The sequence below is a fragment of the Streptomyces sp. NPDC001717 genome (assembly GCF_042892775.1).
GTDB lineage: Bacteria > Actinomycetota > Actinomycetes > Streptomycetales > Streptomycetaceae > Streptomyces.
In genome coordinates this window covers 85,978-106,150 of sequence record NZ_JBIAUK010000026.1, presented here as the reverse complement: position 1 = coordinate 106,150, position 20,173 = coordinate 85,978, and the positions used below count along the sequence as shown (strand labels likewise).

Here is a 20,173-nt window from a genome sequence, read left to right as displayed (position 1 = left end):
CCTTCGGATTGGAACGGAATGAAACGCACCATATTCGTCCTCGGGGACTCCGTCCCCGCTCCTCGGACCGAGGAGGAGGCACCCATGGCCGGGTGGGGGCAGAAGATCGAGGAGCTCCTCGTCGGCCCCATCGAGGTGGCCAACTACGCGCGCAGCGCCATGACCACGCGCAAGTACTACACGGAGCGCTTCTACGCCCTGCTCAACCGCATGGTGCGCGGCGACGTGGTGATCATCGGCTTCGGCGGCGTCGACCACATGATCCACAACGGCATGCGGTACGTCCCGGTCCCCGAGTACCAGGAGCTGCTGCGGCTCTTCGTCCAGTACATCCGCGAGGAGGGCGGCATCCCGGTCTTCGCCAGCGCGATCTCCCGCTACGCCTTCACGCCCCATGGCGAGGTGCTCAACACCCGCGGCGACTACCCCGCCGCGATGGCCGCGGTGGCCGCCGAGATCGGCGTGCCGTTCATCGACCTCTTCCGCCAGACCACCGAGCTGTGGGCCCAGATCGGCCCGAGCCGGCTGCGCCAGTACTTCTGCTGGGTCGACGCGGGCGAGCACCCCCTGCACCCCGACGGGAACATCGACTCCTCGCACCTGAACCACCCCGGCGCCTACGAGGTGGCCCGGATGGTCGTCACCGGCCTGGTGCACAACCAGGTCCTGGCCAAGGAGGACGTCGACGTACCGCGCCTCATGGAGCCGACCGTGATGCCCCCCGTGTCGCAGGAGTTCCTGATCCAGTCCCCGGAGTCGGCGCTGCACTACGCCCAGCGCAGCGGCGTGGCCCCGGCCATCGCCAAGCCGGGCAACGGCTGGCTGGTCGGCCCGATGACCAAGTTCTCCGGCATGGCCGCCCCAGGCACCGACTACCTGCTCTTCTTCGAGCACGGCCAGTACATCGGCGGCACCCGGGTCGGTGCCAACGGCCAGTGGATCTGGCGCAGGTCGGTCAACTGGACGGCCGGGGAGCACGTGGTCCAGTGCGTCGGCCTGCGCGGCGACGGCTGCACCCCGGTAGCCGAGGTGTCCTTCTCGGTGATGACCGACGTACCGGCGCCCACGATCACCGCGCCCAAGGCCGGCGGATTCAGCGGCCCGAAGGTCCGGTTCGGCGGCAAGGCCGCCAAGGGCGTCAAGAAGATCGTCCTGATGGAGCGGGGCACCCTGATCGGCGCCACCGCCGTCGACGAGAACGGCGACTGGTCCTTCACCCACAACCACCAGTGGAAGGCCGGCCACTTCCAGGTCCAGGCCATCGCCCTGTTCGGCGCCCTGGAATCGCCCGCCGCCGTCCGGGACTTCAAGGTCGTCGGCCTGCCCGACCACAGCCCCGTACGCGCCGCCGGCGCCTCCCGTCACCACTGCGCGGAGCCGGTGTGCCCGCACCGGCCGTTCCTCGGGGCCTGGTGAGCGCCGGAGCCGTCCCGAAGAGCTGGATCGGCTGGATCGCCGCGGCCATGGCGCTGTCCGCGGCGCTGATCGCGGCGATCCTCCTGGTTCCGCCTTCGGACGGCGTCGACGCCGCGGCCCTGCCCCGGCCGCGGCAGCAGACCCCGAGGGCGCAGGACCAGGACGTACGGGTCATGCACTACAACATGTGCGGCGCCGCCGAAGGCTGCCCGTGGAACGCCGGCGGCAGCGGCAGCGGCACCTCCGTCGACCGGGTCCTGCGCGAGGCGGCGGACTTCTCGCCCGACGTGATCAGCCTGAACGAGATCTGCCAGAGCCAGTACCAGGCGCTGCGGCGCAAGCTCGACGCCATGGGCACCCCCATGGACGGGGGATTCGGCGAAGCCCAGAACAACGTCGACAAATGCGGCGGCTCCGGGGCCTTCGGCGCCGCCCTCCTGGTCCGCAAGGCGGCCAAGAAGCCCGTCACGGAGAACCGGCGCTACGCCGACACGGGCAACGAGACCTACACCGGTCGCGGCCGGACCGTCGAGGTGCGCCGGGGACTGCTGTGCCTCACCACGACGCTCGCGGGCCGTCCCCTGAAGGCCTGCACGACCCACACCAACGCCAAGTCGCCCAACCAGATCGCGGAACTGCGGGAATGGCTCGACGACGAGGAGTCCTTCCCGCGCGGGGTGCCGACGCTGATCGCCGGGGACCTGAACCAGCAGCCCAACTCCTCGGCGCTGACCTACCTCTACGAGAGCCGCTTCTTCGAGGCGGACGACAACAACAAGGAGTGGTTCACCAAGGGCTCCACCGGCGGAGTGGTCTGCCGGCCGGAGACGACCGACCGGTGCCGAAACGGCGCGCCGACGGCCGAGGAACGCAAGATCGACTACATCTTCGCGGACGCCTGGCACCTCACCAGGGCCGAGCCCACCCGGGTGACGACCTTCCCCGAGTCCGACCACGCCATGATGAAGGCCCGGTTCAGCCTGCGCCCCGCCGTGTGACGGCAACCCCGGGCCGACCGGCAGGCGCACACGGAAGCGGGGGGGGGGGGGGGGGGGGGGGGGGGGGGGGGGGGGGGGGCGGGGGCGCCGGGGCCGGCCCCCCCCCCCCCCCCCCCCCCCCCCCCCCCCCGCCCGCCCCCCCCCCCCCCCCGCTTCCGTGTGGCCGGGCCGTGGTTACGCGGGAACGCTCGCCACGCCCGGGGCCAGGAACTTCTTGCCGTTCACGCGCTCCGAGACACCCTCACGGTCCAGGTACGGCGTGATGCCGCCCAGGTGGAAGGGCCAGCCGGCGCCCGTGATGAGGCAGAGGTCGATGTCCTGGGCCTCGGCCACGACACCCTCCTCCAGCATCAGGCCGATCTCCTGCGCCACCGCGTCCAGGACGCGGTCGCGGACCTGCTCCTCCGTCAGGACGGAGTCGCCCTGCACCAGGAGGGCGGCGACCTCGGGGTCGAGCTCCGGCTTGAAGCCGTTCTCCGCGTTGTAGACGTAGAAGCCGCGCTTGCCGGCCTTGACGACGGCCGCGAGGTTCGGGGAGACGGTGAAGCGCTCCGGGAAGGCGCGGTTCAGGGTCTCGGAGACGTGCAGACCGATCGCCGGGCCGACGAGCTCCAGCAGCACCAGCGGGGACATCGGCAGGCCGAGCGGCTCGATGGCCTTCTCCGCCGTGACGACCGGGGTGCCCTCGTCGATGACGTTCTGGATCTCGCCCATGAAGCGGGTCAGGATGCGGTTCACGACGAACGCCGGGGCGTCCTTCGTCAGGACCGCGGTCTTCTTCAGCTTCTTGGCGACGCCGAAGGCCGTGGCCAGCGAGGCGTCGTCGGTCTGCTCACCGCGGACGATCTCCAGCAGCGGGAGGATCGCGACCGGGTTGAAGAAGTGGAAGCCGACGACGCGCTCCGGGTGCTGGAGCTTCGAGGCCATCTCCGACACCGACAGCGAGGAGGTGTTGGTGGCGAGGATCGCGTGCGCCGGGGCGACCGCCTCGACCTCCGCGAACACCTTCTGCTTGACGGACATCTCCTCGAACACGGCCTCGATGATGAAGTCCGCGTCCGCGAAGCCCTCGGCCTTGTCCAGGACACCCGTCACCAGGGCGGTCAGGCGGTTGGCCTTGTCCTGGTTGATGCGGCCCTTGCCGAGCAGCTTCTGGATCTCGGCGTGGACGTAGCCCACGCCCTTGTCCACGCGCTCCTGGTCGATGTCGGTGAGGACCACCGGCACCTCCAGGCGGCGCAGGAAGAGCAGCGCCAGCTGCGAGGCCATCAGGCCCGCGCCGACGACGCCGACCTTGGTGACCGGGCGCGCCAGGGACTTGTCCGGGGCGCCGGCCGGGCGCTTGCCGCGCTTCTGGACCAGGTTGAAGGCGTAGATGCCGGAGCGCAGCTCGCCGCCCATGATGAGGTCGGCCAGGGCCTTGTCCTCGGCGTCGAAGCCGGCCTGCAGGTCGCCGTCCTTGGCCGCGGCGATGATGTCCAGCGCGCGGTAGGCGGCCGGAGCGGCGCCGTGCACCTTGGAGTCCGCGATGGCGCGGCCCTTGGCGACGGCCGCGTCCCAGGCCTCGCCGCGGTCGACCTCGGCGCGTACGACCTCGGTCTCGCCCGTGAGGACGCGGGCGGTCCACAGCAGGGACTGCTCCAGGAAGTCGGCGCCCTCGAAGATCGCGTCGGCGATCCCGAGTTCGAAGACCTGCTTGCCCTTCAGCTGGCGGTTCTGGTTCAGCGAGTTCTCGATGATGACCGAGACCGCGCGCTCCGCGCCGATCAGGTTCGGGAGGATGGCGCAGCCGCCCCAGCCCGGGACCAGACCGAGGAAGACCTCGGGCAGCGAGAAGGCCGGGATGGCCTTGGAGACGGTGCGGTACGAGCAGTGCAGACCGACCTCGACACCGCCGCCCATCGCCGCGCCGTTGTAGTACGCGAAGGTGGGGACGGCCAGCGCGGCGAGGCGCTTGAAGACGTCGTGGCCGCCCTTGCCGATGGCGAGCGCCTCGTCGTGCTTCTTCAGCAGCTCGACGCCCTTGAGGTCGGCGCCGACCGCGAAGATGAACGGCTTGCCGGTGATGCCCGCACCGACGATGGAGCCCGCGAGGGCCTCCTGCTCGACCTGGTCGATCGCCGCGTTCAGGTTGGCGAGGGACTGCGGGCCGAAGGTGGTCGGCTTGGTGTGGTCGAAGCCGTTGTCCAGCGTGATGAGCGCGAAGCGCCCGGCGCCGAACGGCAGGTCCAGGTGACGGACGTGCGCGGACGTGACGACCTCGTCCGGGAACAGCTCGGCCGCGCCCTTCAGGAGCTCAGCGGTGGTGCTCACTTGGAGTCTCCCTCGGCGTTGAAGTTCGGGTTCTCCCAGATGACCGTGGCGCCCATGCCGAAGCCGACGCACATGGTGGTCAGGCCGTAGCGGACGTGCGGCTGCTCCTCGAACTGACGGGCCAGCTGCGTCATCAGGCGCACGCCCGAGGAGGCGAGCGGGTGACCGAAGGCGATGGCGCCGCCGTACTGGTTCACGCGGGCGTCGTCGTCGGCGATGCCGTAGTGCTCCAGGAACGCGAGGACCTGGACCGCGAAGGCCTCGTTGATCTCGAACAGGCCTATGTCCTCGATGGACAGGCCGGCCTGGGCGAGGGCCTTCTCGGTGGCCGGGATCGGGCCGTAGCCCATGACCTCCGGCTCGACACCCGCGAAGGAGTACGAGACGAGGCGCATCTTGACCGGGAGGTTGTTCTCGCGGGCGAAGTCCTCGGAGGCGATGATCGCGGCGGTGGCACCGTCGTTGAGACCGGCGGCGTTGCCCGCGGTGACCCGGCCGTGCGTACGGAACGGGGTCTTCAGGTTCGCCAGGTTCTCCAGCGTGGTGCCCGGGCGCATCGGCTCGTCGGTGGTGACCAGGCCCCAGCCCGTCTCACCGGCCGCCTCGTTGGTGTTGCGCACCGAGATCGGGACCAGGTCCTGCTGGATCTTGCCGTCGGCGTACGCCTTGGCGGCCTTCTCCTGCGAGCGCACGGCGTACTCGTCGGCGCGGAGCTTGGTGATCGTCGGGTACCGGTCGTGCAGGTTCTCGGCGGTCATGCCCATGAACAGGGCGGACTCGTCGACCAGCTTCTCGGAGACGAAGCGCGGGTTCGGGTCGACGCCCTCGCCCATGGGGTGGCGGCCCATGTGCTCGACGCCGCCGGCGAGGGCGACGTCGTACGCACCGAAGGCCACACCGCCCGCGACGGCGGTCACGGCGGTCAGCGCGCCGGCGCACATGCGGTCGATGGAGTAGCCCGGGACGGACTGCGGGAGGCCCGCGAGGATGCCGGCGGTGCGGCCCAGCGTCAGGCCCTGGTCGCCGATCTGGGTGGTCGCGGCGATGGCGACCTCGTCGATCTTCTTGGGGTCCAGGTCCGGGTTGCGGCGCAGCAGCTCCCGGATCGCCTTCACGACGAGGTCGTCGGCGCGGGTCTCGTGGTAGATGCCCTTCGGGCCCGCCTTGCCGAACGGGGTGCGGACGCCGTCGACGAAGACGACGTCCCTGACGGTACGAGGCACGTTGGCTCTCCTCCAGGTACGGGATGGCGCTGCTGCGCGGGGGCATGCTCGGCTTACGTCACTGAGCGCCCGCTCACCCGGCCCATGCTACTTGCGGGTAACCCTTGTGCACACCCCCTCCCCGAACAGCGGCGAAGGTCACACCGGCAGAAACCCCGTGAGCCCCTCGCGCCCCCGGGGTGCGCCCGGCCGATCGGCGCGCCCCGGGCTACCCGAACGGGTCGGACATGTGTCCCCACGGCCACGTCGAGGACGTCGGGCGCACACGCTTGCGGATTCTGGCCCCGGTCTCGGGCGTCCGCCCCGGACCCGACCGACGGAACGGAGCACGGCTGTGGCGACACCCACGCTCAAGGACTACTACGTGGACCACACATCGACCATGCCGGCGAATGCGGGCGACCCCGTCAAGCTTTTCGTTCGAAGGCGCAACGGCACGCCGGGGGGCGATCAGAGCAGGCCCGTCCTGATGTTGCACGGCAGGAGCGTCCCGGCCCTGGCGGGCTTCGACCTGCAGTACAAGAAGTACAGCTGGGCCGAGGAGCTCGCGAAGAAGGACTACGACGTCTTCGTGATGGAACTCCAGGGCTCCGGGCTTTCGACCCGCCCGAAGATGGACGACCCGAAGAACGTCCAGCCGACGGAAGCACAGCGCGGCCTCCTGGTGCCCCACCCGGACGCCGTGCGGTACGACGGCCCCGTGAACTACGCCTCCCAGCTGAACAACTCGCAGAGCGACTGGGACGAGGTGGACACGGTCGTCGACTTCATCCTGGAGAAGACCGGAGCCGACCAGGTCGACCTCATCGGCTGGTCGGCGGCCTCCCAGGTGTTCGGTCCCTACGCGATCCAGAATCCCGGCAAGGTCCGCAGCCTCTTCCTGCTCGCGCCGATCTTCCCTCCCAACGGCAGGGCGAGCGCGCCCGGGACCGACTTCGGCGCGCCGGTGCCGCTGCCGGTGTCCAAGCCGCCGGCCACCTTCGGCTTCCCGATGAGCGTCGGCACGAAGGACGGCTTGCGCGCAGCGTGGGACAAGGACGTGAAGTGCACCGACCAGCGTGAGAGCGCCATGGTCGACGAGGTGTGGAAGGCGATGATGGCCGCCGACACGGTCGGCGCCGGGTGGGGAGGCCCTGCCGGGCCCCCGCAGGGGCTGAACCGGATCCGGAACTCATTCTGGTGGGGCTGGAACTCCACCACGGTGCCGCTGCACGGGGTGCTCGGGGATTCGGTACCCGTGTGCATCGTCTACGGGGAGCACGATTCGACCGTCAACACGGCGCCCAATCTGGGCCTGCTGTACTTCTCGGTGCCCGAGCTCTACAAGGCCATCCCCGGACCGAACAAACTGATGTTCAAGATCGCCTGTGCAGGGCACCAGGCCGTCTGGGAGAAGGAGGCGTCGAAGCTGCTGCACACCATGTCCTACCACTGGCTGGAGTTCGGCAAGGTCGAGGGCGCGACCTCCGGCAGCTACGAGAGGGACCAGGACGGGGTCCTCACCCCCTTGGAGTGAGGACCCCGCACGCGTTCCCGGACGTGCCGGCCGGTCAGGCGGTCGCGGCCAAGGCCGTGACCAGGGCCGGGGTCACCTGCTCGATCTGCCACGGGCGGGCGCCGTAGCCCGCCAGGGCCGCGGACACCGAGTCCGCCCCGACGCGCTGCGGCGGCTCCCAGCACAGCCGGCGGACCGTGTCCGGGGTGATCAGGTTCTCCTGGGGCAGGTTCAGCCCCTCCGCGAGCGCCGAAACGGCCGTACGGGCCGCCGCCAGCCGGGCCGCGGCGGCCGGGTCCTTGTCCGCCCACGAACGCGGCGGCGGGGGACCGGCCGGGCTCGCCCCCGGCTGCGGCAGTTCGTTCTCGGGCAGGGCCTTCGCCCGGTCCACGGCCGCCATCCACTGCTCCAGCTGACGCCGGCCCATCCGCTGGCCGTAGCCGGGCAGCGCCGACAGCGCCTGCGCGTTCACCGGCAGCGCCAGCGCGGCCTCGACGATCGCGGCGTCGCCCAGCACCTTGCCGGGCGACACGTCACGCCGCTGCGCGATCCGGTCCCGGGACTCCCACAGCTCCCGTACGACCGCCATCTGCCGGCGCCGGCGCACCTTGTGCATGCCCGAGGTGCGCCGCCACGGGTCCTTGCGCGGCGGGGCGGGCGGGGCCGAGGCGATGGCGTCGAACTCCTGGTGGGCCCATTCGAGCTTGCCCTGCCGGTCGAGCTCCTTCTCCAGCGCGTCCCGCAGGTCCACCAGCAGTTCCACGTCCAGCGCGGCGTAGCGCAGCCAGGGCTCCGGGAGCGGACGGGTGGACCAGTCGACGGCGGAGTGGCCCTTCTCCAGCGCGTAGCCGAGCACGCTCTCGACCATCGCGCCCAGTCCGACCCGGGGGAAGCCGGCCAGCCGGCCCGCCAGCTCCGTGTCGAAGAGCGAGGTCGGCCGCATGCCTATTTCCCGCAGGCACGGCAGGTCCTGGGTGGCGGCGTGCAGGATCCACTCGGTACCGGACAGGGCCTCGCCCAGCGCGGAAAGGTCGGGGCAGCCCACCGGGTCGATCAGCGCGGAGCCCGCGCCCTCGCGGCGCAGCTGCACCAGGTAGGCGCGCTGGCCGTAGCGGTATCCGGAGGCGCGCTCGGCGTCGACGGCGACGGGTCCGGTGCCCGCGGCGAAGGCCGCGACCACCGAGGCGAGGGCCTCGGCGTCGGCGACGACGGGAGGGATGCCCTCACGGGGTTCGAGCAACGGAATCGGCGGCCCATCGGACGAACTGACGACTTCGTCCGGGGGGCCGCCCCCGGTGGTGGTGCGCAGGTCTGCTGCGGTCTCTTGGGCGTCGGTCACCGCTCAAGGGTATCCGTGGATGCGCCGCGCCCGTCGCCGGAACGTTCCGTCGACGGGCGCGATCGATATACGAGGAGTTGGCGGGGAGTCCACGGGGAGTCCGTCGGGGGCTTCCCGGCCGTCTATCCGGGGGTTCCGGCCGCCCGCGTTCAGTGGATGATCCCGGTCCGCAGGGCGACGGCGACCATGCCGGCGCGGTCGCCGGTGCCCAGCTTGCGGGCGATCCGGGCCAGGTGGGACTTGACGGTCAGGGCGGACAGGCCCATCGAGACGCCGATGGCCTTGTTGGACTGGCCCTCCGCGACGAGGCGCAGGACCTCGACCTCGCGGCCGGAGAGCTCGCGGTAGCCGCCCGGGTGGCTCGGGGCACCCGGGGGGCGGCGGTGCATACGGGCGGCGGCGGCACCGATGGGGGCGGCGCCGGGCCGGGTGGGGAGCCCGATGTTGGTCCGGGTGCCGGTGACGACGTAGCCCTTCACTCCGCCCGCGAGGGCGTTGCGGACGGCGCCGATGTCGTCGGCGGCGGACAGGGCCAGGCCGTTGGGCCAGCCGGCGGCGCGGGTCTCGGAGAGCAGGGTGAGACCGGAACCGTCGGGCAGGTGGACGTCGGCCACGCAGATGTCGCGCGGGCTGCCGACGCGGGGGCGGGCCTCCGCGATGGACGAAGCCTCGATCACATCACGAACTCCGAGCGCCCACAGATGGCGGGTCACGGTGGAACGGACGCGCGGGTCGGCCACGACGACCATGGCCGTCGGCTTGTTCGGGCGGTAGGCGACCAGGCTTGCGGGCTGCTCGAGAAGAACGGACACCTAGGCCTCCTGGGGGAGTGGCGGGACGGCCGGCTCGGGGAAGGAAGCCGGTGCGAACCGTGCGGATGGTCACTGACTCCTTCGGCACGTCACCCGCCCGGCTTTAGGGAATGATCACGATTTGGTGAGTAACAATTCGGGCAATTCGGACGCACGATCGATCATAGGGTGATCAGAAGCCCGCAACGGATGCCGCGTTCCGACACCTTGTTGCGGGCTTCGACAGGTTGTTCCCCGGCGCTCCGTACATCCGTACGCAGCGCCTCGCGCGTCCGTACGGCCCCGGGCCTACGGGTGGTGCGGACCCCGCCGCTGTGGCAGGGAGACCACTCCCGTAACCGTGTCCGTCGGACCCACCGGCGGCAGCCCCGCGATCTGGCAGAGCAGCTCGCACCACGCCGACAGGTGCGCCGAGGTGTCCGGCACCCCGCCCACCCCCTCGCGGGGCGTCCACGAGGCCCTGATCTCGATCTGCGTCGCGGGACGCCGCTCCGCGAGCCCGCCGAAGTAGTGCGAGCCGGCCATGGTCACGGTCCCGCTCGCCTCCCCGTACGCCAGCCCGCGCGCCTCCAGCGCCCCCGTCAGCCAGGACCAGCACACCTCGGGGAGGAGGGGGTCCGCGGCCATCTCCGGCTCCAGTTCGGCGCGTACGAGCGTCACCAGCCGGAAGGTCCCCTGCCAGGCCTCGTGCCCGGAAGGATCGTGGAGCAGGATGAGCCGGCCGTCGGCCAGATCGTCCTCCCCGTCCACGACCGCCGCCTCCAGCGCGTAGGCGTACGGCGCCAGTCTCTGCGGCGGCTTGGTGGGGTCGATCTCGATCCCCGTGCGCAGCCGCGCCTTCTTCAAGCCGTCGACCGCCCGCCGGAACGGGAGCGGGACGGAGCTCTCCTTCGCGCTGTCCGTACCGTCAGCGCCATCTGAAAATCGTCCCTGAGCCGCAGCCATGCCGGGAAGACTAGGCGGAACGAGCGCCCGTACGGCGCAGCCACACCCGCGCCGGGCCGGGCACTTCTTCATACGTGCGAAGATTTGGGTCGTGAGTGCCAACGAGACGCCCCAGGGCCAGCCGAGCAAGACGTACGATTCCGCCTTCCTGAAGGCGTGCCGGCGCGAGCCGGTGCCGCACACCCCGGTGTGGTTCATGAGGCAGGCCGGGCGCTCGCTCCCCGAGTACCGCAAGGTGCGCGAAGGCACGGCCATGCTGGAGTCCTGCATGCGCCCCGACCTGGTCACCGAGATCACCCTGCAGCCGGTGCGTCGGCACGACGTGGACGCGGCGATCTTCTTCTCCGACATCGTGGTCCCGCTGAAGGCCATCGGCGTCGACCTGGACATCAAGCCGGGCATCGGCCCCGTCGTCGCCCAGCCGATCCGCCGCCGCGAGGACCTCGCACAGCTGCGCGACCTCACCCCGGAGGACGTCACGTACGTCACCGAGGCGATCGGCATGCTCACGAGTGAACTGGGCTCCACGCCGTTGATCGGTTTCGCGGGCGCGCCCTTCACCCTCGCGAGCTACCTCGTCGAGGGCGGCCCGTCCAAGAACCACGAGCACACCAAGGCCCTGATGTACGGGGACCCGCAGCTGTGGGCCGACCTGCTGGACCGCCTCGCGGAGATCACCTCCGCCTTCCTGAAGGTCCAGATCGAGGCCGGCGCCTCCGCGATCCAGCTCTTCGACTCCTGGGTCGGCGCGCTGGCCCCGGCCGACTACCGCCGGTCGGTGATGCCGGCGTCGGCGAAGGTCCTGGAGTCCGTCGCCTCGTACGGCGTCCCGCGGATCCACTTCGGCGTGGGCACGGGCGAGCTGCTCGGCCTGATGGGCGAGGCGGGCGCCGACGTCATGGGCGTCGACTACCGGGTCGCGCTGGACGAGGCCGTCCGCCGGGTCGGCCCCGGCAAGGCGCTCCAGGGGAACCTGGACCCGGCCGTCCTCTTCTCCACCGAGGAGGCCGTGCGGGCGAAGACGGACGAGGTCCTGGCGGCGGCCTCCGGCCTGGAGGGCCACGTCTTCAACCTGGGCCACGGCGTCCTCCCGACGACGAACCCGGACGCGCTGACCCGCCTGGTCGACTACGTCCACACCAAGACGGCCCGCTGACCCGGAAAGCCGCTTCGGACAAGATCGAAACGTCGGTACCGTGCCCTGCATGACATGGCACGGACCGACGTTTCGCATAGCCGGCCGGGCTCGGCGGACGACTCGCCTCCGGCAAGGTCGTGATCACCCCGCCGGACGCGGAGCGCTGGGAGCCACCGGCTTCGAAGTGGGAGTCCCGCCGGCCGGAGCCGGTGACGGACGGGTCCTTCCTCCTGGAGGTGGCCGACGAGATCGCCGCCCTCGCCGGCCGGCCCAGGGCCCGCGACCTGCTGTGGGAGGCCGTCGGCGCATACCGACGCGACACGACCGAGAGCGGGCGGACCCGGCTCCGGGACGCGTACCTCGCCGTCCCGGCCCACCTACGGGTGTACGTCCTCGGTGACATGGACCGGCAGGACCGACCGCTGCGGATCCTCACGACCGACGTCGGGCAGCCCGTGGACGGGGACGGTCCGGTGGTCACGGAGCAGATGCACCAGGCCGCCCGCGACTACTTCACCGACGGGGACGACGCCGTCGAACGAGCGGAGCTTCGGCAGGCCGTACACCACGCGGACGATCCGACCGGTGCCCCGCAGTCCCCGATCGTCCTCCACGAGGCCGTGTATCCGCGGGGATGGCCGGCCGATCTCGGCCTCTTCGCCCTGCGCAACTGGTCCGCTCCGAGCCGGCGGCCCGCTGACCCCTCCGGGCAGCCGCTGCGCGGAGCCGCTCACCGCCCCGCCCTTCCTCCGTTTCCCGGGGCTCCGCCCCGGACCCCGCGCCCCGTCCGGCGTTTGAGGACCGGGTCCGGGCGGAGCCCGGGGAGCTGCCCGCAGGGCGCTTGGCTAGACCCCCGCCGCCCGCACCGCGGTGACGGCCTTTCGGGCCGCCACCAGGACCGGGTCCCAGACCGGGGAGAACGGGGGCGCGTAGCCCAGGTCGAGGGAGACGACCTGTTCGACCGTCATGCCCGCCGTGAGGGCCACCGCCGCGATGTCCACCCGCTTCGCGGAACCGGCGCCTCCGACGATCTGGACGCCCAGGAGGCGGCCGGTGCGCCGCTCCGCCAGCATCTTCACCGTCATCTCCGCCGCGCCCGGGTAGTACCCCGCCGTGTTCGTCGAGCGGATCGTCGACGTCACGAAGCGCAGCCCCACCTCCCGGGCGTCCTTCTCGCGCAGCCCCGTACGGGCGATCTCCAGGTCGCAGACCTTGCTCACCGCCGTGCCGACGACCCCCGGGAAGGTCGCGTAGCCGCCGCCCACGTTCGAGCCGATCACCTGCCCGTGCTTGTTCGCGTGCGTGCCCAGGGGGATGTGCCGCGTGCGGCCCGAGATCAGGTCCAGGACCTCCACGCAGTCACCGCCCGACCAGATGTTCCCGTGGCCCCGGACCCGCATCGAGAGGTCCGTGAGGATGCCGCCCGAGGGGCCCAGCGGGAGCCCGGCCGCGCGGGCGAGGGCCGTGCGCGGCTCGACGCCGATGCCGAGGACGACCACGTCCGCCGGGTACTCCTCGCCCGCCGCCGTTGCCACCGCGCGGGCCCGGCCCTCCTCGTCGGTGAGGATCTTCGTCACCTCGGCGCGCGAGACCGTGACGATCCCCATGTCGTTCATCGCGCCGTGCACCAGGCTGCCCATGTCCGGGTCCAGGGTGGCCATCGGCTGCTCGCCGCGGTGCAGGACGGTGACCTCGTAGCCCCGCCCGACCAGGGCCTCCGCCATCTCCACGCCGATGTAGCCGGCGCCGACGACGACCGCCCGGCGGCCCTGCGTCCGCTCCAGTGTGTCCATCAGGCGTTGCCCGTCGTCCAGGGTCTGGACGCCGTGGACCCCGTGCGCGCCGATGCCGGGGAGCGAGGGGCGGACGGGGCGGGCGCCCGTCGCCAGGACGAGCTTGTCGTAGCCCGTCCAGGATTCGGATCCGGTGTCCAGATCGCGGGCGCGCACCCGCGACCCGGCCAGGTCGAGCTCCACGACCTCCGTGCGGGTGCGCAGGTCGATGTCCCGGGCGCGGTGCTCCTCGGGGGTGCGGGCGATCAACTCGTCCCGCCCGGCGACCCGACCGCCGATCCAGTACGGGATCCCGCACGCGGAGTACGAGGTGAAGTGCCCGCGCTCGAAGGCGACGACCTCCAGCTCCGCCGGACCCTTGAGCCGTCGGGCCTGTGACGCGGCGGACATCCCCGCCGCGTCCCCGCCGACCACCACCAGTCGTTCCCTCGCCATGGTCCCTACCGCCCCTTCGCAGCCGCCCGCCAGATGGTGGACACGCTACGTGCGAACGTGCGTTCAGTCCTGGACCTCGGCTCCCGTTTCCGAAGTACCCGCCGCGCGGGCCGCCGGCACCGGGACCCTCGCCGAGGTCGGGGCGGCCTTCGGCGCCGCCGGCCGCAGCCGCCGGTACGACCGGTACCCGAGCCCGGCCACCGCGGCGACCACCGCGAACGGCAGCAGCGCGCCGATCGCCACCATCAGGTAGCGCAGGAGCGTCGTGAAGACGTCCCAGCCGCCCTGCAGGGCCCCCAGGAACGTGGGCTCCTTCTCCCTCTTCCCCGCCGCCGGCTTCGCGGCCGGCTCGGAGACCTCCAGGGTGATCGTGCCCATCGAGGTCTGGTCCTTCAGCGCCGTCTGCTGCGCCAGCAGCGACTCCAGGTCCGACTGGCGCCGGCTCAGCTCGCCCTCCAGCATCACCACGTCGCTCAGCGCCGAGGCCTTGCCCATCATCTCCCGCACCCGCGCCACGCTGGCCTGCTGCGAGGCGACCCGGCTGCCGATGTCCGCCACCTTCTCGGTGACGTCCTGCGCCTCGACCTTGCGGTGCAGCAGCTTCCCGCTGCCCTCCAGGGCGCCGAGCACCGCGTCGTAGCGCTCGCCGGGCACCCGCAGGGTCAGGGTGGAGGTCATCCGGCCGTCCCCGTCGCGCTTCGTGGACTCGCTGCCCACGAAGCCGCCCGCCCCGTCGGCCGCCGTGCGGGCCGCCGCGAGGGTCTTCTGCGGGTCCGCCGTCTCGATGCCGAGGGTCGCCGTGCGGATGACGTTCGGGCGGACCGCGGCCGGCTGCTGCTGCCCGTTCTTGTCCGCCGCCGGCGGCGCCGCCGCGCCCGCGCCCCCCTTGCCCTGGGACGCCGGGGCCGGGGCCTGGGCCGCGCCCTCGCGAGGCGCCACCGCCGCCTTGTCGGCGGATGCGTCGCCCGAGCCTCCCGCGCAGCCGGTCAGGGCGAGCGCCCCGGCGAGCGAGAGAGCGGCCAGGGTGGCCGCGGAACGGTGTCCGAGTGGTGCGCGCATCGTTGAAACCCCCGAGGATCGGCCGGTGTTGCCGTTTCGACGTGCGTCGTCCCCTCCCGGGTTTCGCCTCCGCGGTTCCGGGCCGGTCCCGATGCGGTCACGTTCCGGCCACGGAGATCGGTCTGAGACGATGTGTCCATGCACGAAGCGGACATGCGTACGGATCGCCCCGGCCGGAGCCGGCACGTCGTCGTCATCGGCGGCGGCATCGCGGGCCTCGCGGCGGCCCACCGGCTGCTCGCCGAAGGCGTCCGCGTCACGCTGCTGGAGGCCGGCGACCGGCTCGGCGGCAAGCTGTACGCCGGTGAGCTCGCCGGGGCCCCCGTCGACCTCGGCGCCGAATCCCTGCTCGCCCGCCGCCCCGAAGCCCTGGAACTCGCCCGCGCCGTCGGCCTCGGCGAAGCCCTCCAGCCGCCCGCCACCGCCACCGCCCACCTGTGGACCCGGGGCGAACTGCGGCCGATGCCGCGCGGGCACGTCATGGGCGTCCCCGGCGACACGGCACCGCTCGCCGCCTCCGGAGTGCTCTCCCCCGAGGGGCTGGCCCGGATCGAGGCCGACCGGGAACTGCCGCCCACCGAGGTCGGCGAGGACGTCGCCGTCGGCGAGTACGTAGCCGCCCGCATGGGCCGCGAGGTCGTCGACCGGCTCGTCGAGCCCCTGCTCGGCGGGGTCTACGCCGGCGACGCGTACCGCATCTCGATGCGCGCCGCCGTCCCCGCCCTCTACGAGGCCGTGCGCACCCACCCCACGCTGACGGAGAGCGTCCGCGCCCTGCAGGCCGGGGCCGCGAGCCGCGCGGCCGCGGAGCGGACCACCGTCACCGGCGCCGCCGCGACCGGTGCCTTCTTCGCCGGCATCGAGGGAGGCATCGGACGGCTCCCGCTCGCCGTGGCCGACGCCTGCCGGGCCGCCGGAGCCCGCCTGGTCACCGGCGCCCCCGCACGCGAGGTCGCTCGTACCGCCGAGGGCTGGCGGGTCGTCACGGGCAGCGAGGTCATCAAGGCCGACGGCGTGGTCCTGGCCACCCCGGCGGGGCCCGCCGCCCGGCTGCTCGGCGACCTCGCGCCGACCGCCGCGGCCGAACTGCGCGGGGTCGAGTACGCCTCCATGGCCCTGGTCACCATGGCCTTCCGCCGCTGCGACCTGCCGGCCTCCGTCACCGGCGGCGGCGCCAGCGGCTTCCTCGTACCGCCCGTCGACGGGCGGACCATCAAGGCCTCCACCTTCTCCAGCAACAAGTGGGCCTGGTCCGGGGCCGATCCGGAGCTCTTCCTGCTGCGCACCTCGGTCGGCCGGTACGGCGACGAAGCCGATCTGAAACGCGAGGACGGGGAGCTCGTCGAGGTCTCCCGCGCCGACCTGGGCGAGGCCGTGGGCCTCGCCGCCCGGCCGGTGGCCTCCACCGTCACCCGCTGGGACGGCGGTCTGCCCCAGTACCCGGTCGGGCACCTCTCCCGCGTCGAGCGGATCCGGGGCGCGGTCGCGGCCCTGCCCGGCCTCGCGGTGTGCGGAGCGGTGTACGAAGGAGTGGGCGTTCCGGCCTGCATCGCCAGTGCCGGCAAGGCGGTGCACGCGGTGATCGGCTCGTTCGGAGCGCGTTCGGCACCCCTGGCACAGACCACTGATCAGCACACGGGACAATAGGAACATGACTGCACCAGAGAAGATTCCCAACGCGGGGAAGAAGGCGAAGGACCTCAACGAGGTCATTCGCTACACCCTGTGGTCCGTCTTCAAGCTGAAGGACGTTCTTCCGGAGGACCGCAGCGGCTACGCCGACGAGGTCCAGGAGCTCTTCGACCAGCTGGCGGCCAAGGACATCACCGTCCGCGGTGCCTACGACGTCTCCGGCCTGCGCGCCGACGCGGACGTCATGATCTGGTGGCACGCCGAGACGGCGGACGAGCTGCAGACCGCCTACAACCTGTTCCGCCGCACCAAGCTGGGCCGCGCGCTGGAGCCGGTGTGGTCGAACATGGCCCTGCACCGCCCGGCCGAGTTCAACAAGTCCCACATCCCGGCCTTCCTGGCCGACGAGGTCGCGCGCGAGTACGTCAGCGTGTACCCCTTCGTGCGCAGCTACGACTGGTACCTGCTGCCCGACGAGGACCGCCGCCGCATGCTCGCCGACCACGGCAAGATGGCCCGCGGCTACCCGGACGTGCGCGCCAACACCGTCGCCTCCTTCTCGCTGGGCGACTACGAGTGGCTGCTGGCCTTCGAGGCCGACGAGCTGTACCGCATCGTCGACCTGATGCGTCACCTGCGCGCCTCCGAGGCCCGTATGCACGTCCGCGAAGAGGTGCCCTTCTACACCGGGCGCCGCAAGTCCGTCGCCGACCTGGTGGCCGGGCTCGCCTGATACCTCCCCTGGGGGGAAGGACCGGAGGACGACCACACCGTTCGGTGAGTTCCTCCGGTGGATCGGGAGGCCCTGCCCCCGAAACGACGCAGCCGGAGATCCCGCCCGGAAGTTCAGACGACTGGCGACCGCAGTGCCCCGGGGGTTGCCCCGAGGGTGCTCGCCGTCCGGTCGTCCAGCGACACCGGTGCGGGCTCCGGATGCGGCGCACACGTGACACGCCACCCTGAGGTGTCACCCGTCAGCAGATACCGCTCCACGTGCCGGTCCACGCAGTCGTTGCGTCCGCCGACCACTCCGTGCGAGCCGGCCCCCTCCTCCGTGACCAGCGCGGCCTCCGGGCCGAGCCGCCGCTGGAGCTCCAGCGCGCCCCGGTAGGGGGTCGCCCCGTCGCGTTCCGCCGCCACGATCAGGGTGCGGGGGAGCGCCGCCGCGCGTCCCCGGCCGACCGGCACCGGCCGCTGCCGTTCGCGCACCGGCCAGTAGGCGCACGGCAGGTTCAGGAAGGTGTTGGCCCAGGCCTCGAACGGGGCCGTACGCGCCAGCGCGGTGCCGTCCCGGTCCCAGACGGCCCACTCCCCGGGCCAGGGGGCGTCGTTGCACAGCACCGCCGTGTAGACGGCCGTCGCGTTCTCGCCCTCGGCGGCCCGCTCCGGGTCGGGGGCGGCCCGCCGTACGAGTTCCGCCGGATCGCCGCGCAGGAACGCGGCCAGCGCCGCCGCCAGCTCCGGCCACACGTCGTCGTAGTACGCGGCCCGCAGGTAGGCGGCCTGGAGCTCGCCGGTGCCGACCCCGCCGTCGGCGGGGGTACGGGCCAACGCCTCCCGGACGCGCTCGTAGGAGGCCTGCACGGCCGCCGGAGTGGTGCCGAGGCGGTACGCGGAGTGGTGGCGGGCGACCCAGGAGCGGAAGTCGTGCCAGCGGCGCTCGAAGGAGGCGGCCTGGCCGAGCTGGGAGCGGTACCAGATGCCGGCCGGATCGGGATCGACCGCCGAGTCGAACACCATGCGCCGGACGCGGTCCGGGTGGAGGGTGGCGTAGACGGCGCCGAGGTAGGTGCCGTAGGAGCCGCCCATGAAGGTCAGCCGGGGCTCGGCGAGGGCGGCGCGCAGCACGTCCAGGTCCCGGGCGTTGTTCAGCGTCGTGTAGTACGGGAGCGACGCGCCGGCGTGCCGTGCGCAACCCCGGGCGTAGGCCCGGGCGGCGGCTACGCGCTGCCGCTTGTAGGCGGGGGAGGGGACGACCGGGACCTGGGTCGGGCCCTTGCGGGCGGCGGGGTCCTGGCAGGACAGCGGGGCGGAGCGGCCGACGCCGCGCGGGGCGTACCCGACGAAGTCGTAGGCGGCGGCGACCCGCCGCCACTCGGGGAGCCCGGCGGCGAGCGGAAACGCCATCCCGGAGGCCCCGGGGCCTCCGGGATTGTTCACGAGCACCCCCTGCCGGCGCGCACCGCCCTCCCCGGTCGCCGGGACCCGGCTGACGGTCAGGGTGATCTGCGGGCCGTCGGGGCGCGCGTAGTCGAGCGGCACGCGCAGCACGGCGCACCGCACGCCGTCGGGCAACCCCTCGACCGCGGGGCACGCCCCGAACTCCAGAGGTGCGCGCGCGCCTGCGGCGGGGCGGACGGGACGGGTGGCCCCGGCGGCTGAGCCTGCGGCGGGGTGGGCGGGAGGAGCGGCTCCGGCGCGGGCCGCGGCGGCCGCCCGGCGGGCCACGAGCTCGGCCCCGGCGGCCTCGGCCGCCGGGGCTCCGCCGCCGGCGGGATGTCCGGGAGGGGCTGCGGCCTCGCCTCCGGTGCGGGCGACGGGCGGGGCGGATTCGCCGGGGGCGGCGGCCGGTGCCGGGCCGGCGGCGGGGCGGCCGGCCGCGGGTTCGGCCCCGGCGGCTTCGGCCGCCGGGCAGGCGGTGGGGGTGAGGAGGGCCAGGGTGAGGACTGCGGCGGTCGTGGTGGTGCGCATGGGGTCGGCCCTTCGGGTCGTCCGATGAGCCGACTAAAGGGTCGGGTGGTGCCCGTGTAAAGGATCGGCGGCCGGTGTCGGCCTCATTGGCCCCGTTGCCCCGGGATCCGCCCCCGGTTGCCGTACCCGAGGGCCGCCCGGAGTCCGGGGTCGCCGAGCGCGCGTGCGCCCCGTACGGCCACCGCGGTCAGCGACTCCTCCTCGCCCCGCTCCTCGTCCAGGGCGAGGAGCAGCCGCTGCCCGGCCGGAGAGGCCCAGGACGAGTGCAGGTGCCCGTCGAAGCGGGCTATCCCGAGGCAGCTCAAGGAGAGGATCAGCGGCAGCAGGAACCACACCACGACGATCGTGGTCGAGGTCGCCGCGGGCGGTACGACGAGCGCGGCCGCCGCCATCGCGAGCACCAGCAGGGTGGCCCCCTGGACGGCCCGGACCCCCTCGCCGATCCCGCCCCGTACGCCCTCGCTCAGCGCGAGCCCCGCCTCGCCCAGCCGGTCCGCGAGGTCCCGTACGGCGTCGTCCTGCGCCACGGTGTACCGCAGCGTCGGTACGGGCGACTGCCCGTCCGGGCCGAACGCCCCCAGCACCGACCGCTCGTGCGGATCGCGCCCGACGGGATCGACGACGGTCGCCCAGCCCGTGTGCGCGAGCAGCAGCCGCCGCTCGCGCTGCATCGAGAGCAGTGTCAGGTCGGCGACCCGCAGGGGGCCGCCGGCGAGGTAGGCGGCCTCGTACAGGCTCAGCTCGGTGTGGTGGTGCGAGGAGGAGGCGGAGCCCGGCGCGGGCTCCGCCGCCCGGGTGGCGGCCACCAGGAGACGGGTGCACGACACCAGCACCCCGGCCCAAGCCGCCAGCAGGAACAGGACCCAGAACATTCCCGCTTTCTA

16 protein-coding genes are annotated in these 20,173 nt (G+C 72.7%); 6 read left to right on the top strand and 10 right to left on the bottom strand.

Going from position 1 to position 20,173, the window contains the following annotated elements; all coding sequences use genetic code 11:
• Positions 1 to 18 precede the first annotated feature (18 nt).
• Positions 19 to 1,416, top strand: coding sequence for a GDSL-type esterase/lipase family protein (locus ACFYZL_RS30965; RefSeq protein WP_388683543.1), 1,398 nt, complete (start codon positions 19 to 21; stop codon positions 1,414 to 1,416).
• Positions 1,413 to 2,414: an endonuclease/exonuclease/phosphatase family protein gene (locus ACFYZL_RS30960; protein WP_388683540.1), complete on the top strand. Its 1,002-nt coding sequence runs from the start codon at positions 1,413 to 1,415 to the stop codon at positions 2,412 to 2,414. Before ACFYZL_RS30965 ends, ACFYZL_RS30960 begins: the two co-directional genes overlap by 4 nt.
• Before the next feature lie 174 nt (positions 2,415 to 2,588).
• Here the strand turns inward: ACFYZL_RS30960 and ACFYZL_RS30955 are convergent, their stop codons facing one another.
• Together ACFYZL_RS30955 and ACFYZL_RS30950 are read right to left on the bottom strand one after the other, a co-directional pair.
• Positions 2,589 to 4,727, bottom strand: coding sequence for a 3-hydroxyacyl-CoA dehydrogenase NAD-binding domain-containing protein (locus ACFYZL_RS30955; RefSeq protein WP_384758364.1), 2,139 nt, complete (start codon positions 4,725 to 4,727; stop codon positions 2,589 to 2,591).
• Positions 4,724 to 5,950, bottom strand: coding sequence for a thiolase family protein (locus ACFYZL_RS30950; protein WP_382635862.1), 1,227 nt, complete (start codon positions 5,948 to 5,950; stop codon positions 4,724 to 4,726). The genes ACFYZL_RS30955 and ACFYZL_RS30950 overlap by 4 nt, the downstream gene beginning before the upstream one ends.
• 334 nt (positions 5,951 to 6,284) lie before the next feature.
• Between ACFYZL_RS30950 and ACFYZL_RS30945 the strand changes: the two genes are divergently transcribed.
• The gene (locus ACFYZL_RS30945; protein ID WP_388683536.1) at positions 6,285 to 7,466 is read left to right on the top strand and encodes an alpha/beta fold hydrolase; all 1,182 of its coding nucleotides are present in this window, start codon (positions 6,285 to 6,287) and stop codon (positions 7,464 to 7,466) included.
• A 34-nt stretch (positions 7,467 to 7,500) separates the two neighbouring features.
• On the opposite strand, the gene ACFYZL_RS30940 is transcribed toward ACFYZL_RS30945, so the two are convergent.
• The 3 genes from ACFYZL_RS30940 to ACFYZL_RS30930 all read right to left on the bottom strand — a co-directional run bounded on the left by ACFYZL_RS30940 (position 7,501) and on the right by ACFYZL_RS30930 (position 10,541).
• Entirely contained in the window at positions 7,501 to 8,784 is a 1,284-nt protein-coding gene (locus ACFYZL_RS30940; protein WP_388683533.1) for an HRDC domain-containing protein, read from the bottom strand.
• A gap of 149 nt (positions 8,785 to 8,933) precedes the next feature.
• Positions 8,934 to 9,596 (bottom strand): response regulator transcription factor, encoded by a 663-nt coding sequence (locus ACFYZL_RS30935; protein ID WP_007267191.1) that lies wholly within the window; start codon positions 9,594 to 9,596, stop codon positions 8,934 to 8,936.
• A 288-nt stretch (positions 9,597 to 9,884) separates the two neighbouring features.
• Positions 9,885 to 10,541, bottom strand: coding sequence for a DUF3000 domain-containing protein (locus ACFYZL_RS30930; RefSeq protein ID WP_384578325.1), 657 nt, complete (start codon positions 10,539 to 10,541; stop codon positions 9,885 to 9,887).
• 91 nt (positions 10,542 to 10,632) lie between these two features.
• Here ACFYZL_RS30930 and hemE point away from each other — a divergent pair, with 91 nt between their 5' ends.
• Entirely contained in the window at positions 10,633 to 11,697 is a 1,065-nt protein-coding gene (gene hemE, locus ACFYZL_RS30925; protein WP_384743953.1) for a uroporphyrinogen decarboxylase, read from the top strand.
• Positions 11,698 to 12,056: 359 nt separating this feature from the next.
• On the opposite strand, the gene ACFYZL_RS30920 is transcribed toward hemE, so the two are convergent.
• The 3 genes from ACFYZL_RS30920 to ACFYZL_RS30910 form a co-directional block, all read right to left on the bottom strand.
• Positions 12,057 to 12,293, bottom strand: a complete 237-nt coding sequence (locus ACFYZL_RS30920) for a hypothetical protein (protein ID WP_388683531.1) — start codon at positions 12,291 to 12,293, stop codon at positions 12,057 to 12,059.
• Between the two features lie 231 nt (positions 12,294 to 12,524).
• Entirely contained in the window at positions 12,525 to 13,907 is a 1,383-nt protein-coding gene (locus ACFYZL_RS30915; RefSeq protein WP_384758255.1) for an FAD-dependent oxidoreductase, read from the bottom strand.
• Between the two features lie 63 nt (positions 13,908 to 13,970).
• Positions 13,971 to 14,966 carry a DUF4349 domain-containing protein gene (locus ACFYZL_RS30910; protein WP_388683528.1) on the bottom strand — a complete coding sequence of 332 codons (996 nt, stop codon included), beginning with the start codon at positions 14,964 to 14,966 and terminating at the stop codon, positions 13,971 to 13,973.
• A 138-nt stretch (positions 14,967 to 15,104) separates the two neighbouring features.
• Here ACFYZL_RS30910 and hemG point away from each other — a divergent pair, with 138 nt between their 5' ends.
• A complete protein-coding gene (gene hemG, locus ACFYZL_RS30905) occupies positions 15,105 to 16,613 on the top strand; it encodes a protoporphyrinogen oxidase (protein WP_388683526.1) in 1,509 nt (502 codons plus the stop codon).
• A gap of 4 nt (positions 16,614 to 16,617) precedes the next feature.
• Complete coding sequence (gene hemQ / locus ACFYZL_RS30900) at positions 16,618 to 17,331, top strand: hydrogen peroxide-dependent heme synthase (protein ID WP_384578331.1); 714 nt, start codon at positions 16,618 to 16,620, stop codon at positions 17,329 to 17,331.
• Positions 17,332 to 17,444: 113 nt separating this feature from the next.
• Here hemQ and ACFYZL_RS30895 read toward each other — a convergent pair whose 3' ends face one another.
• Entirely contained in the window at positions 17,445 to 19,289 is a 1,845-nt protein-coding gene (locus ACFYZL_RS30895; RefSeq protein WP_388683523.1) for an alpha/beta hydrolase, read from the bottom strand.
• An 83-nt stretch (positions 19,290 to 19,372) separates the two neighbouring features.
• Entirely contained in the window at positions 19,373 to 20,161 is a 789-nt protein-coding gene (locus ACFYZL_RS30890; RefSeq protein WP_384758999.1) for a TIGR04222 domain-containing membrane protein, read from the bottom strand.
• Positions 20,162 to 20,173 lie beyond the last annotated feature (12 nt).